The organism is Duganella sp. FT27W, from assembly GCF_009295655.1.
Lineage (GTDB): Bacteria > Pseudomonadota > Gammaproteobacteria > Burkholderiales > Burkholderiaceae_D > Rugamonas > Rugamonas zoogloeoides.
Map to the genome: position 1 here is coordinate 759,795 of NZ_WHIV01000003.1, position 14,168 is coordinate 773,962.

Here is a 14,168-nt window from a genome sequence, read left to right on the forward strand (position 1 = left end):
TACTCCGTAAAGTTCGCTCAGCATCATTGCATGCGCCCGATCAGCCGATGACTTTCTTCACCACCTCGTTGAGCCGCTGCGGATCGAACGGCTTGACCAGCCAGCCATTGGCGCCGGCAGCGCGGCCCTTGTTTTTCATTTCGTCCGACGACTCCGTGGTCAGCATCAGGATCGGGGTCTTGGCGTAGCTGGGCAGCTGGCGCAGCATCTTGATCAGTTCCAGGCCGTCCATGCGCGGCATATTCTGGTCGGTCAACACCATGTCGACCTGTTGCAGCTTGGCTTTTTCCAGTCCGTCCATGCCGTCCACGGCTTCGACCACGTCGTAGCCGGCCGCCTTCAGGCTGAAGGCCACCATCTGGCGCTGGGAACTGGAATCATCAACTGCAAGTATTGTCTTGGCCATCTTGGTTCTCACTGTGTGTTGCCGGAGCTCCGGCTTGTTGCTATCGTATCGGCGGTGTTCCGGGCCGGGGGCCCTTAGAACAGTTCGATGTCGCCGCTCTCCATGTGTTGCTGGTGTACGGCCTTGCGCAGCACGCTGCGCAATTCCAGGCTCTGGATGGCCAGCGCCATGCTCACCTTGCCGAGCAATTCGACGATCTGTTCGTTATCGCTCTCGGGCACCATTTCGGCGCCATGTTCGCCCAGCGTGCCGAGAAACTCGCGCAGGCCGGTCACCCGTTTCAGGGTACGGTCGATCAACTGGCTGGTCATGTCCTGGAATTGCAGGCTGACCACGGCCGCGTTCACGTAACCGCCCACCTGGCTGGGCAGCGCTTCCAGCTGGGTGCGCTGCTCGGCCGTGATGTCGGCGCCGTCGAGCAGCTTCTGGATGGTGGGCTGTTCGCCCGCCACCGCCTGGTGGATGGCCATGAAGTTGAAGGAGAGCTTGTCGATCGCTTCCTCCAGCAGCAGCCGGGTCTGGATCAGGTCGGTCTCGACCTCGGTCAGATGCTTGCGCCCGTGGTCGGACACGCCCGACATCAGGCGTTTGACATGCGACCCCAGGATTTTTTTTCTCGTCATATAAGTCTCGTGATTACTGCTTGCTGCGTTGTAGCTACATTGTCGTTACTTTGGTTTTACTTGCGTACCGGCGGACCCGAGGGCGGCGCTGCCGGCGCGGCCGGGGCCTCCTCGACCGTACCCTCCTCCGCGCCCACCTCGATCTGGCGGCCGCCATCGCGGATCACGCTTTCCTCGGTGCGCTTGTTCATCACCAGGATGCTGATGCGGCGGTTGATCGGGTTGAACGGATCGGCCTTGTCGAGATTGGCGGCTGAAGCGAGCCCCACCACGCGCAGCACTTTCGCATCGGCCATGCCGCCGACGATCAGCTCGCGGCGCGAGGCATTGGCGCGGTCGGCCGACAATTCCCAGTTGCTGTAACCGGTCTCGCTCATGTACGGCGTGGAATCGGTGTGACCGGTCAAGCCGATGCGGTTCGGTACGTCGTTCAGGACGAAGCCGATCTCGTGCAGGATTTCCTTGAAATACGGTTGCAGCTCGGCGCGCGCCGAGTTGAACATCGGCCGGTTCTGCTCGTCGACAATCTGGATCCGCAAGCCTTCGCTGGTGATGTCGAGCAGCAGCTGGTTCTTGAACTTGGTCAGCACCGGGTTGGCGTCGATCTTTTGCTCGATCTTTTGCTTGAGGTTTTTCAGGCGCTCTTTTTCCTCGGCCTCGAGCGCCTTCTTGGCCGCGTTAAGGTTGTAGGTTTTCTGTTCGGTCGGGTTGTCGCTGGCCTTGACCTGGCCGGTCTTGCGGGTCAGGTCGGTGCCGCCGCCCTGGATCACCGAGCTGCTGTCGCCGCTGCCCGAGCCGCCCTGCATCGCCACCTTTAATGGCGTCTTGAAGTACTCGGAGATACCGTTCAGGTCGCCCTTGGTGGTGGAGCCGAGCAGCCACATCAAGAGGAAGAACGCCATCATTGCCGTCACGAAGTCGGCATAGGCGATCTTCCACGCGCCGCCGTGATGACCGCCGCCGTGCTTCTTGATCCGTTTGACAATAATGGGCCGTAAGCCTTCTTCAGCCATGGCAGTTCCTTAATTGGACCAACATCAGAAAATTCATCACTTCGATTTCGATTTCTTGATGTGGTCTTCCAGCTCGCTGAACGACGGCCGCTCGGTCGAGTACAGCACCTTGCGGCCGAATTCCACGGCCAGCGCCGGCGCATAGCCGTTCAGGCTGGCCAGCAGGATGACTTTGACGCACTGGTACATCTTGGTTTCTTCTTCCAGCTTTTGTTCGTGCAGGCTGGCCAGCGGCGCCACGAAGCCGTACGCGAGCAAAATACCGAGGAAGGTACCGACCAGCGCATGGGCGATCAGGATGCCCAGCTCGGCCGGTGGCAAACCGACGTTTTCCATGGTGTGGACCACGCCCATCACCGCCGCCACGATACCGAAAGCCGGCATGCCGTCGCCCAGGCGGGCAATCGCGTGGGCCGGTGCGGCGCCCTCGTGGTGGTGGGTATCGATCTCGTTGTCCATCAGGTTTTCGATCTGGAACGCATCCATATTCCCGGACACCATCAGGCGCAGGTAATCGGTAATGAATTCGACGATGTGATGGTCGGCCAGCACGCTCGGGTACTTGGAGAAGACAGGGCTTTGTTCGGGGCTGTCGATATCGCCTTCGATCGACATCAGGCCCTCTTTGCGGACCTTGGACAGCACGTCGAACATCAGCGACATGAGCTCCATGTACAGGTCTTTATTGAAGCGCGAACCCTTGAGCAGCTTGGGCAAGGCGCCCATGGTTGCCTTGATGGTCTTGGCATTGTTACCGGCAATGAAGGCGCCAAAGGCGCCGCCGCCGATCATCACCAGTTCGAGCGGCTGGAACAGCGCAGCCAGGTGCCCGCCCGCCATGGCGTAACCGCCAAAGACGCCGACCATGATGACTACATAACCGATGATGACAAACAAGTAAGACTCCCGAAAAAGAAAAAGGGCCAAAACATTAACTTGCGGCGGCCCGATTTCATAAAATTTACGTGTAGAACTACAATAGCGTGTCTGAGTGCCCCCGGGCAAGCGAATAACGCCTAATGATGCTTAAAAGCACCATTTATAGAGGGGAGTTGACCCGTTTGTGGTGTGAATGACGAGTTCGGGCATGCGGCCCTCAATTGCAAACTCATAGCTTATTAAAGTGTCACCAGGACACATTTCCGCTTCGGCCTTGCGCCATAAAGCCCCCATCACCGCCGGCGACAGGTAGGCAAATACCAGGTTGAACTGGCCGAAATCAAGCTGTTCGTAATCGCCCCGGATAAACCGGGCCCGGCTGCCCGATAGCCGCGCGCGCAGCCAGCTGTACAACCAGGGAAACGGCGCTAGCTCGATACCGACCACCTCGATATCGGGCCGTACCCTGGCCAGGTACAACACGAAACCACCGAGACCGCTGCCGATATCGATCACGCGCAGCGGCTTGCCACTGGTCGATGGCGGCGGCAGTTGCTGGCGCACCGCATCCCACACGGCGGGATTGGACGGGTAATAAGGCACCTGGGTACGGAAGGTGGACCAGTACCAGCCCAGCAGGATCACAAACACCAGCAGGAAGATCCACGACGGCAATTGCAGTGCCAGCGCTGCCAGCACTGCCAGCGGAAACAGGAATTCGATCACGCGCCACCACGGCGCGAGTCCGACGCGCCGGGTAATGGCAGCCGCAACCAGGCCGTGGATGACGGCGACGGTCAGATAATTAACGGGATAAAACCAGGGGAGGCGCAGCGAGGCCAGCAGGTACACCAGCGCCAGCGTGAGCGGCGCGGCGCCGCATTGGACCAGCAAGGCCCGCACGGCAGGCGTGCGGGCCAGTCGGGAGAGGTAGGACGGGGTGGGCAAGTAATGAATGCGACAGTAAAGGCTGGCTGCCGGATCAGGCGGCCAAAGCGTCGGCGTCGGCCAGCTCGGCATCGCGCGCTTTTTGCGCGGCCTTGGTCTTGCCGGCGCGGGAAGGCATGTGGCACAGGCCGCAGACGTAGCTGCCGTGCAGATCCATGGCGTTGACCACGAACTTGCCCTGGCACTTGTTGCACGGCGCGGTTTCCAGCATCTTGCTGCTGAAGAAGCGCACCAGGGTCCAGGCGCGGGTGAGCGACAGCAACGGCTCTTCGCCCGGGGCCGGCGGCATTTGTTCGAGGTACAGCTGGTAAGCCTTCATCACGGCCTGGATGCCGGAAGCGCCAGCGTGGATGACCAGGAACTGGTGGATGTTGATGAACAGCGAGGAATGAATGTTCGGCTGCCAAGTCAGGAACCAGTCGGTCGAAAACGGCAGCATGCCTTTCGGTGGCGACACACCGCGCAGCTCTTTATAGAGCTTGAGCAGGCGCTCGCGGGACAGCGATACTTCCGACTCGAGCAACTGCAGGCGTGCGCCCAGTTGGATCAGTTCGATTGCCAGCTGGATTTCCTGGGCTTCGGAGACTACGCTTTTCTTGGTCATGATCTTGGCTCCCGGCTGCTGATAGATAAGTAATAAAGCGAATTACGCGATTTCTTCAACGGCCTGGCCGGCCATCAGGATGGCGGCGTGCGACTGTGCCAGGTTGCGGTCTTTATTGTAGTTGGTCAGCATCGACAGGATGGCGCTGTCGTCGAAGCGGAAGCGGGCCAGCATCATGTTGCCGCCTGCCAGTTTGAGGATCTGGGCATTGCTCATGCCTTCGATCAGTTCGGCGATTTCGGCAGCGATGCCGAGACGGAAGATCGCGGTGACTTTGTCAGCGCGAATCATTTGCTGCGCGAGCATCAGGTAGCTCAGGTTAGCATCGCGAATCTCAGCCATCATATCGTTTGCGGTCATTTCCATCTCCCAGTAGTTCGTGTGCTTCGTATATTTCACTGTGGAATTACGTTTCCAGTGAGATACATTCTGCGGGAGCAACAAAAATACGAGTAGAGGTGTTCTTCCGTATTTTCCGTCGGGAAATAGCGAACGCGATCCGTCGGTGTTTGTCTTACAAACACTCGCGAATCGAGGCTCTACGCCCTTGCGGCGTAGATTTTTGGTGGCTGGCAGTGTTCAAAAAAGTCCTGGAAAAGTACTGAAACCAGACCGAAAAACTTCATGCGAGCGACGCTTTTTTGCTACATCTAACCCGGTTACGGCAGTGTTTTGGAGAACTTTAGGGTTTCCACGAAAAAATTTTTAATTATTTTCGACTACCTTTCTGCAACCCGATGGGGTCTTTACCTACTTTTTCCCGCATCTTGAATCTGGTAACGGCAGCGTTCGGGGGAACTTTAGGGTTTTTTTGAATTTTTTTTGAAAAAAGTTCGAAAAAGTTTTCGTACAGGGCTTTTTGGCTGGGTTTGATGCTGGAAATGCAATGTTTAGGTAGAATCGTGTTTCTATAGATCACTTAATCGGGAGCATGTATGGCGATATTGGTACTGGCCGGCCTGTGGAACTCTGGCCCCGCGCACTGGCAAAGCCACTGGGAACAACAGCACCCGGACTGGGTGCGGGTTCCCCACCGCGACTGGGAAACGCCTGATGGCGACGAGTGGGTGGCCGAACTGGACGCTGCCATCGCCCGTTGCGCCACGCCGCCGGTCCTGGTCGCCCACAGCCTGGCGTGTGCCCTGGTCACGCGCTGGGCCGCGTCAGGCTCACCACACAAGGTGGCCGGCGCCTTCCTGGTAGCGCCGTCCGACACCGACGCACCGTCCTACCCGGACTGCACCACCGGCTTCCAGCCGATGCAACTGGCGCCGCTGCCCTTCCCTACCCTGGTGATTGCCAGTAACAACGATCCCTACGTGGATATCGCCCGCGCGCGCCAGTTCGCCCAGGCCTGGGGCAGCGACTTCAAGGAGATCGGCGACGCCGGCCACATCAATGGCGACGCCGGCTACGGCGCGTGGCCCGAAGGTGCGCAGCTGCTGGCCGAGTTTTGCGCCAGCCTGACGCCGGCAGGGGACTGAATGCGGCATGCATGTCTTACCGCGCTGCTGGCTGCAGCGCTGGTTTCTCCTGCTTGCCTGGTCCACGCCGCACCATTCTACGAGGGCAAGTCACTGGCTCACCCAGTTATCACTTCCTCGCAGGACAGCGGCGCCGATATCGCCTTTATCAAGGAGGCCGGCGGCGTCACCGGCTATTACTGCGTCTGCCTGGGGCCCGACAACAAGCCTGCCCCGAACACCAAAACCCTCAAGCTCGATACCTTCGGCAAGGCTGAAATCCGCTCGGTGTTCTACGCCGCGCTCGACCGCGACAACGCGCCGGAACACCAGACCATGCTGGTCCTGCTGCGCCTGAACGGCAAGCCGGGCCTGCGCGCGTACCGCTACAACGACAACTCCGGCAAGTATCTACGGCTCGATGGCTTGCAGCCGGCGCTTGACCGCATCGCCAGGACCAGCACGCCACTCAACGCCGCCCGCGTAAAAGCGGCGCTGGCAGGACTGGCGCCGCTCGACTACAGCGTCAACGGTAGAGTCGGTGGCAAAAGCGGCAATGCCGACTTTGACGCGATCGACCATACTACCGGCACGGTCATGGGTTACTACACCCTGGACGGCAAGCGGGCGGCGCCCGACGACCAGACTGCGGCCATCTACAAGAAGGTGTTTCAGAAAAAAGATGGCCGTTTTCTGACCGCCACCTATGCCCGCTACAGCGACATCGGCGCCGGCGAACTGCCCAACTTCCGGCTCTGGCAACTGACCTGGGAAACCGCGCCGCAAGAGTTCGACGGCAAGCCGCACGGCGCCTCCGTCCTCTACAGCCTGGCGTGGGACGACAATGCCGTGATCGAACGCGGCAACTATGTCAACGGCAAGCGCCACGGCATTTGGGTGCGCAGCGGCATGCATGAGGGGGAAAGCAAGGGCGCTTACGTCGGTGGCGTGGCCGATGGCCCCTGGCATTACGCAGGTGCCCGCTACAGCGAAGACGGCGTCTACCGTGCCGGCAAGCGCGAAGGCCGCTGGACCATCATCCACCACGACGGCGACGACAACATCACCGGCTTTGACACCTATGTTGGGGGCCAGCTCAACGGGCCTTACGAGCGCACCATGGCCGGCAAGGTGATCGAACGGGGCAACTATCTCAACGGCAACCGCGATGGTCCGTGGTTGACCGACGACGGCCAGGGCGCGTTCGCCGCCAACCTGCGCAACGGACCCTGGACACTGCCCTACCGGGATGGCGAGGTTGCCACGACCATGCGCGTGAATTTTGTCAAAGGCAAGAAGCACGGTGTCGCCACGGCGGTCACGGCTGACGGCAAGCTGCGCCTGCGCGACCACTACACGATGGACGTGCTCGACGGCGAACGCACGCGCTACGCGCCAGACGGCGCCTTGATCTACTCGGCCACGTACCGCAAGGGCCTGCTGGACGGCCGCGAGCGCGCTTTCGACGACAGCGGCAAGATCCTGCGGCTCGACACCCAATGGCAGCTGGGCAAAAAGGATGGCCTCGACGCCCACTATTACCTTAACGGCAAGCCGGAGCGGCTGGCGGTGATCCAGGGGCAACTGGAAACGCACCTGCGCAACTACGCGGAAAGCGGCCAACTGGTCAACGACATCCATCGCTGCACTTTCCGCGAAGCTGACCGGGAACGCGATGACGTGTGCGAGTACCACCGCACCTGGTCCAGCGAAGGCAAGCCGCGCTACGATTACCTGTTCCAGTTCGGCGAACGCCAGGAAGGTCGCAGCTGGTATGCCAACGGCAACGTCGAGGACGAGCTGCTGGTGGACCGCGCCACCGGCATTTCGGTCAAGAACACCTATTACGAGAATGGCCAGCTCAAGTGCACCGAGCCGCGCCAGGGCTACAGCAAGCGCACTGTCAACGGTCAGCCTTTGATTAGCTACGGCTTTGCCAACCGCGAAGGTGACAATATCTGCTACCACCCGAACGGCAAGGTGGCCAGCAGCTTTACCTTCCGCAACGGCAAAGCCACCGATTGCGGCAAGAAGTTCGACGACACCGGCAAACAGACCTCGCCGGGACCGGAAGGCTGCCCACCACCGAAGAAGCCGCACTTTATCTTCGGTGAATGAAAAAAAGGCCCGTCGAACCTGACGGGCCTTTCGGAGCAACCGGATTGCCGCTTGCGCGGCAAGATTAATGCAACTTACTTCGCGCTCAGCAGCAATTCATTCAAGCGTTTGACGAACGACGCCGGGTCGGCCAGCGAGCCGCCTTCGGCCAGCAGGGCCTGGTCGAACAAGATGTTGGCCCAATCGTTGAACGAACTGGCCACATCTTCCGCCTTCAACCGCTGGACCAAGGGGTGATCCGGGTTGATTTCCAGGATAGGCTTCGATTCCGGCGCGTTCTGGCCGGCAGCTTTCAACATGCGCAGCAAGTTGCCCGACAGCTCATTTTCGTCCGCCACCAGGCAGGCTGGCGAGTCGGTCAGGCGGAACGTGACGCGCACGTCCTTGGCCTTGTCCGCCAGCGCTTCCTTCATCTTGCCGACCAGGTCCTGGTACGAAGTCTGGGTTTCTTCGTGCTCTTTCTTCTCCGCTTCGTCTTCCAGCGCGCCCAGGTCCAGGCCGCCCTTGGCCACCGACACCAGTTCCTTGCCATCGAACTCGGTCAGGAACGACAACATCCATTCATCGACGCGGTCGGTCAGCAGCAGCACTTCCACGCCCTTCTTGCGGAAGATTTCCAGGTGCGGGCTGTTCTTGGCCGCGACGTAGTTGTCGGCGGTGACGTAATAAATCTTGTCCTGGCCTTCTTTCGCACGCGCCAGGTACTGTTCCAGCGAGACGGTCTGTTCGTCGTTGTCGTTGGAGGTCGAGGCAAAGCGCAACAGCTTGGCCAGGCGGTCCTTGTTGGCCGCGTCCTCGCCGATGCCTTCTTTCAGCACCTGGCCGAACTCGGTCCAGAAAGTCGTGTACTTGTCTTTCTTCTCTTGCTCGTCCGAGTTGGCCAGTTCTTCCAGCATGCCGATCACGCGCTTGGTCGAGCCTTCGCGGATCACGCGCACGTCGCGCGACTCCTGCAGGATTTCACGCGAGACGTTCAGCGGCAGGTCGGCCGAGTCGATCACGCCCTTGACCATGCGCAGGTACGTCGGCATCAGCTGCTCGGCGTCGTCCATGATGAACACGCGCTTGACGTACAGCTTGAGACCGCCACGCTTGTTGCGGTCCCACAGGTCGAACGGCGCCTTGGCCGGGATGTACAGCAGCTGGGTGTATTCGCTGCGGCCTTCCACGCGGTTGTGGGTGTGGGTCAGCGGCGACTGGAAGTCGTGCGAGACGTGCTTGTAGAACTCGTCGTACTGTTCCGGCGTGATGTCGGACTTGCTGCGGGCCCACAGGGCGCTGGCCTGGTTGACGGTTTCGGTCTCATCCTTGAGCACGGTTTCTTTCTGCTCTTCGTCGTACTCTTCCTTCTGCATCACGATCGGCAGCGAGATGTGGTCCGAGTACTTGCGGATGATCGATTTGAGTTTCCACGACGACAGGAACTCGTCCTCGCCTTCGCGCAGGTGCAGGATGATGTCGGTGCCACGGCCGGCTTTCTCGATCTGCTCGATCGAATAGTCGCCCTCGCCGCCCGATTCCCAGCGCACGCCTTCCGAAGCGTCGAGGCCGGCACGGCGGGTTTCCACGGTGATCTTGTCGGCAATGATGAAGCCGGAATAGAAGCCCACGCCGAACTGGCCGATCAGGGCCGCGTCTTTCTGCTGGTCGCCCGACAGCTTGCCGAAGAATTCCTTGGTACCCGACTTGGCGATGGTGCCCAGGTGCGAGATGGTCTCGTCGCGGCTCATGCCGATGCCGTTGTCCGAGATGGTGATGGTGCGCGCAGCCTTGTCGAAGCCGACCTTGATTTTCAGCTCGTGGTCGTTGCCATACAGGGCGTCGTTGTTGATCGCTTCAAAGCGCAGCTTGTCCGAGGCGTCGGAGGCGTTGGAGATCAGCTCGCGCAGGAAGATTTCCTTGTTCGAGTACAGCGAGTGGATCATCAGCTGCAGCAGCTGTTTTACTTCCGCTTGAAAGCCAAGGGTTTGTTTTTCTGGTGCCGTCATTATGTCCTCGTTGGAAAATGTTTGTTGGTGTCCCGGTTATGGGGCTGCCCACAAGAATTTCAAGGCCACCCCTGCACCATGGGCGCCAGAATGATAACGCCTGTATCGCCTTGGGCGCAAAGCCCGGCTGCGCGATGCCGAGAACCTATGTTAGCTGTCGCCATTGTGCTGTTGCGCCAGTTGCAGTTGGGCGCGCTCACGGTCGAGTTCGGCGCGCAGTTCGTCCTCGCTCGGCAAGATAAGTTTGTATTTGCTAGCGAACAATTGCTCATGACCGTGCAAGACAGAATAGCGAACCACCGAGGCATCCTTATGGGTGCACAATATGATGCCAACGGTAGGGTTATCGTCCGGCCCACGTTTAAGCTCGTCGTACATGCGGTGTCCAGCTCAATTCGTGACGCAGTGCGTCACACTTTGGAAATGCCTGATAAAACAGGCGCATGTAGCGCAGGTTAGAGGCATCGAAGCCCTTGCCAAACTCGATAGTTAATGCCCTGGCCAGTTCCGACAACAAGCGCTTGCCGTACGCTGCGCGGGTGGCACCGCCCTGCTCGAACTCAACGATATGCCGACCCAATTCCCAACAGGTTTGCACCTGAACGGTATCCACCGCACGTAGGGCGCGCTGGCGTGCCTGGCGAATTAACTCACCAAGCGTAATTAATAGCGCCGGGATTTCTTGTTCCGGCCCGGGTACAAGACCAGGATCACTCATTCGCGCAATTTCCCTATGTGAAGTATACCGTTTATCAGTAGCGATGCAGGCTCAGGACTACTTTACCGCTCCCAGTGCCCGTTCAAGAAAACGCCACACCGCCGGCTCCTGCATCGCCGCCACATTGAACCGCATGAAGGTCGATGGCAGCTGGGCGGGCGAGAACAGGCTGCCGGGCGCGAGCAGCAGGTGTTCGGCCATGGCGCGTTCGGCCAGGGCGTTGGTGTCGCAGCCGGCGTCGGCCCACACGAACATGCCGGCCGGGGCCGCGTGCAGCACTTTCAGGCCTACCCGCTCCATCTGGCGCAGGGTCTTGGCGCGCGCGCTGTCGAGCCTTGCTCTCACGCGGTCGGCATGCTTGCGGTACGAGCCTTCCGACAGCACTTTATAGACCACCCGCTCGCCGATGTCGCTGGTGGTGAGCGTCGAAAGCATCTTGCGGTCGGCCAGCCGCTCGGCTCGTTCGGGCGAGGTGGCGATAAAGCCCACGCGCAGGTTGGCTGCCATGGTCTTCGAGAACCCGCCGAGGTAGATCACGCGCTGCAACTGGTCCAGGGCGGCCAGCCGCGTGGCCGGCTGCACCGCACTGCCCGGGTGCAGGTCGCAATAAATATCGTCCTCGACCAGGATGAAGTCGTGCTCTTCCGCCAGTTTCAGTACCTGGAACGCCTTGGCGGCCGACAGCGACGTGGAGCTTGGGTTGTGCAGCACCGAGTTGATCACGTACAGCTTGGGCTTGTGGATGGCCGCCAGCTCCGCCAGCCGGGCCACGTCCGGGCCGTCGCCCAGGCGAGGGATGCCGATCACCTTGGCGCCCAGCGCCGCAAACGAGCCGAACATCAGGAACCAGGCCGGGTCATCGACAAAGATCGTGTCGCCGGGGCGGGTGAACTCGCGGGCGACCAGGTCCAGCGCCTGGGTGACTCCGGCGGTGGTGAGAATTTGCTCGGGTGCTGCGGCAATTTCCAGCTCGGCCAGCTTGTGCTGCAACTGCTGGCGCAGCGGCAGGAAACCCTGCGGCACGCCGTAGCTGAGCAATAAATTGGCGTTCTGGCGGCTGACTGCGCGCAGCGCGTTGGCAATCGCCGCGCCATCGAGCCAGTCGGACGGCAGCACGCCGGTACCGGGCATCTGCTGGTGCGGCATCTGGCGGAACATATTGCGCACCAGCCACACCACGTCGATCGGCTTGGTTGCCAGCGCTGCGTCCGCTGCGCCGGCGCTCGTAATGCCAGGCTCGACGGCGTTGAGCGCCATCGGCAAGCGCTCGCGCACGAAAAAGCCGGCGCCGCGCCGCGATTCCAGGTAGCCGGCGGCCACCAGCTTGTCGTAACTGGCCACCACCGTGAACGGCGACACGCCATGGGTGGCCGCAAACGAACGGATCGACGGCATGCGCGCGCCGCCGCGCAACAGCCGCTCGTCGATGCGGGTCGCGACCGAGCGGACGATCTGGTCGATCAGGGTTTCGCCCGAGTCGCGCGACAACAGGCCGATCATGGCGCCTGAAGTCGGCCGCATGGCCGGGGCTGCTGCGCCTGTGCCTGTGCCTGCTGTGCCTGTGCCTGCCGTACCTGTGCCTGCGCCTGCGCCTGTGCCTGTGCCTGCTGCGTCTGCCGCCGTCGTTGTCGGCGCCAGCTGCTTCCCGACCGGCGGCGCGCTGGCGCGTGCTTCCGCTATCGCCACGTTTCCGGCTGCGCGCTCCATTTGTGCCGCCAGCGCCTCGGCCACGGCTTCCGCTGCGCGGGAGGCAGCCGCGCCCAGCATCGAGGGCAGGTTTTTTGTATTGGTCATTTCGCCATCACAGTGCAAGTCATTATGTTCTCAAGTGTACCGGCACTGTACTGGTTTTGTCACGTAGCATGAGGACTGCACAAACACAGGTACCCATATGACTACGCACACCCTCACCCCGTCGGTCACCACCAGCAACGATACCAGGGGCATGCTGCTGGGCCTGATCGGCGTGGCCATCTTCAGCCTGACCTTGCCCTTCACCCGGCTGGCGGTCGGCGGCACCGAATTCGCGCCCAACGGCCTGTCGCCGATGTTCGTGGCGCTGGCGCGCGCACTCGGCGCGGCCGTGCTGGCTGGCGCCTGGCTGTTCTGGAAACGGGCGCCGCTGCCGCCGCGCAGTGCGTGGCGGCCACTGGCGCTGGTGGCGCTCGGCTGCGTGATCGGCTTTCCGTGGTTGACCTCGATCGCCATGCGCACCCTGCCCGCCGTCCATGGCGCCGTGCTGGTCGGCATCCTGCCGCTGGCCACCGCCGTGTTTGCCGCATTGCTGGGCGGCGAAAAGCCGTCGCGCGGCTTCTGGATCATGGCCTTGTTCGGCTCGGCGCTGGTGGCGGGCTTTGCCCTGCGCCAGGGCGGCGGCGGACTGCATGCAGCCGACCTGGCGATTTTTGCCGCCGTGCTGCTGGCGGCCATGGGTTACGCGGCCGGCGGCCGGCTGTCGCAAAGCCTCGGTGGCCAGCAAACCATCTGCTGGGCGCTGGTGCTGTCGGCTCCGCTGCTGTTGCCGGTGGTGGCCTGGCTGTGCTGGCGCGACGCCGCCCAGATCGGGGCTGCCGATCCCGCCGCCTGGGCCGGGTTTGCCTATACCTGCGTATTCTCGATGTTTATCGGCTTCTTCTTCTGGTATCGCGGCATGGCGCTGGGTGGCGTGGCCCGGGTGGGCCAGGTGCAACTGGTGCAGCCGTTTTTGAGCTTGCTGGGCGCGGCCGTGTTCCTGGGGGAAGCGCTGGACTGGCAAACAGTGGTTTTCGCAATCGCCGTGATCGCCACGGTGGGCGCCGGGCGCAAAATGGGGGTAAAACGGCGTTGAAACCGTGGACTATCTGGTTTTTGCCCCGTTTGCAGGCACAGCCTGCGTCAAGAGTACAATAACGGACCACCGATCAAATTTTTTTGGATAAGCCCATGTCTGTATACGAAAAACTGAAAGCGCTCGATATCACCCTGGCCGCACCTGCAACGCCGGCCGCCGCCTACGTCATGTACGCGCAGACCGGCAACCTGGTGTTCCTGTCGGGTCACATCGCCAAGCGCGCCGACGGCAGCGTATGGACCGGCCAGCTGGGCAAGAACATCGATACCGCCGAAGGCAAGCAGGCCGCGCGCGCCATTGCCATCGACCTGATCGGCACGCTGCAAGCGGCCGTCGGCGGCGACCTTACCCGCGTCAAGCGCATCGTCAAGGTGATGAGCCTGGTTAACTCCACCGGCGACTTCACCGAGCAGCACCTGGTCACCAACGGCGCTTCCGAGCTGCTGGGCGAAGTCTTCGGCGACGCTGGCAAGCACGCCCGCTCGGCTTTCGGCGTGGCCCAAATCCCGCTGGGCGCCTGCGTCGAAATCGAACTGATCGCCGAAGTGTCGGACGCTGCCTGATATATATCTATAAAA

At 61.3% G+C, this 14,168-nt stretch carries 15 protein-coding genes; 4 read left to right on the top strand and 11 right to left on the bottom strand.

Translation table 11 applies throughout. From position 1 onward, the window contains the following. Nucleotides 1–40 precede the first annotated feature (40 nt). The 7 genes from F8197_RS15205 to flhD form a co-directional block, all read right to left on the bottom strand. Complete coding sequence (locus F8197_RS15205; RefSeq protein WP_026636984.1) at nucleotides 41–406, bottom strand: response regulator; 366 nt, start codon at nucleotides 404–406, stop codon at nucleotides 41–43. Nucleotides 407–480: 74 nt separating this feature from the next. Continuing rightward, nucleotides 481–1,029 (bottom strand): hypothetical protein, encoded by a 549-nt coding sequence (locus F8197_RS15210; protein WP_026636985.1) that lies wholly within the window; start codon nucleotides 1,027–1,029, stop codon nucleotides 481–483. Between the two features lie 56 nt (nucleotides 1,030–1,085). Beyond that, nucleotides 1,086–2,042, bottom strand: coding sequence for a flagellar motor protein MotB (gene motB, locus F8197_RS15215; protein WP_056143903.1), 957 nt, complete (start codon nucleotides 2,040–2,042; stop codon nucleotides 1,086–1,088). A 36-nt stretch (nucleotides 2,043–2,078) separates the two neighbouring features. Beyond that, entirely contained in the window at nucleotides 2,079–2,939 is an 861-nt protein-coding gene (gene motA / locus F8197_RS15220; protein WP_019920228.1) for a flagellar motor stator protein MotA, read from the bottom strand. Nucleotides 2,940–3,068: 129 nt separating this feature from the next. Further along, nucleotides 3,069–3,869, bottom strand: a complete 801-nt coding sequence (locus F8197_RS15225; protein WP_227012260.1) for a bifunctional 2-polyprenyl-6-hydroxyphenol methylase/3-demethylubiquinol 3-O-methyltransferase UbiG — start codon at nucleotides 3,867–3,869, stop codon at nucleotides 3,069–3,071. A gap of 34 nt (nucleotides 3,870–3,903) precedes the next feature. Next, nucleotides 3,904–4,473: a flagellar transcriptional regulator FlhC gene (flhC, locus tag F8197_RS15230; RefSeq protein WP_152882574.1), complete on the bottom strand. Its 570-nt coding sequence runs from the start codon at nucleotides 4,471–4,473 to the stop codon at nucleotides 3,904–3,906. A 42-nt stretch (nucleotides 4,474–4,515) separates the two neighbouring features. Further along, nucleotides 4,516–4,833, bottom strand: a complete 318-nt coding sequence (gene flhD / locus F8197_RS15235) for a flagellar transcriptional regulator FlhD (RefSeq protein ID WP_026636987.1) — start codon at nucleotides 4,831–4,833, stop codon at nucleotides 4,516–4,518. A 575-nt stretch (nucleotides 4,834–5,408) separates the two neighbouring features. Between flhD and F8197_RS15240 the strand changes: the two genes are divergently transcribed. Both F8197_RS15240 and F8197_RS15245 read left to right on the top strand, forming a co-directional pair. Then, entirely contained in the window at nucleotides 5,409–5,957 is a 549-nt protein-coding gene (locus tag F8197_RS15240; protein WP_152882575.1) for an alpha/beta hydrolase, read from the top strand. Beyond that, entirely contained in the window at nucleotides 5,958–8,054 is a 2,097-nt protein-coding gene (locus F8197_RS15245; RefSeq protein ID WP_152882577.1) for a toxin-antitoxin system YwqK family antitoxin, read from the top strand. A 74-nt stretch (nucleotides 8,055–8,128) separates the two neighbouring features. Here F8197_RS15245 and htpG read toward each other — a convergent pair whose 3' ends face one another. The 4 genes from htpG to F8197_RS15260 form a co-directional block, all read right to left on the bottom strand. Next, complete coding sequence (gene htpG / locus F8197_RS15250) at nucleotides 8,129–10,042, bottom strand: molecular chaperone HtpG (RefSeq protein ID WP_152882579.1); 1,914 nt, start codon at nucleotides 10,040–10,042, stop codon at nucleotides 8,129–8,131. A 150-nt stretch (nucleotides 10,043–10,192) separates the two neighbouring features. Further along, complete coding sequence (locus F8197_RS28905; RefSeq protein WP_227012261.1) at nucleotides 10,193–10,420, bottom strand: PDDEXK nuclease domain-containing protein; 228 nt, start codon at nucleotides 10,418–10,420, stop codon at nucleotides 10,193–10,195. After that, nucleotides 10,404–10,760, bottom strand: coding sequence for a DUF1016 N-terminal domain-containing protein (locus F8197_RS28910; RefSeq protein ID WP_227012262.1), 357 nt, complete (start codon nucleotides 10,758–10,760; stop codon nucleotides 10,404–10,406). The genes F8197_RS28905 and F8197_RS28910 overlap by 17 nt, the downstream gene beginning before the upstream one ends. 57 nt (nucleotides 10,761–10,817) lie before the next feature. Continuing rightward, nucleotides 10,818–12,554, bottom strand: a complete 1,737-nt coding sequence (locus F8197_RS15260) for a PLP-dependent aminotransferase family protein (RefSeq protein ID WP_193333442.1) — start codon at nucleotides 12,552–12,554, stop codon at nucleotides 10,818–10,820. A gap of 97 nt (nucleotides 12,555–12,651) precedes the next feature. On the opposite strand from F8197_RS15260, the gene F8197_RS15265 reads away from it, so the two are divergent. Continuing rightward, on the top strand, nucleotides 12,652–13,587 hold the full coding sequence (locus F8197_RS15265; RefSeq protein ID WP_193333443.1) for a DMT family transporter: 936 nt from the start codon (nucleotides 12,652–12,654) through the stop codon (nucleotides 13,585–13,587). A gap of 95 nt (nucleotides 13,588–13,682) precedes the next feature. Further along, nucleotides 13,683–14,153 (top strand): RidA family protein, encoded by a 471-nt coding sequence (locus F8197_RS15270; RefSeq protein ID WP_019920238.1) that lies wholly within the window; start codon nucleotides 13,683–13,685, stop codon nucleotides 14,151–14,153. Nucleotides 14,154–14,168 lie beyond the last annotated feature (15 nt).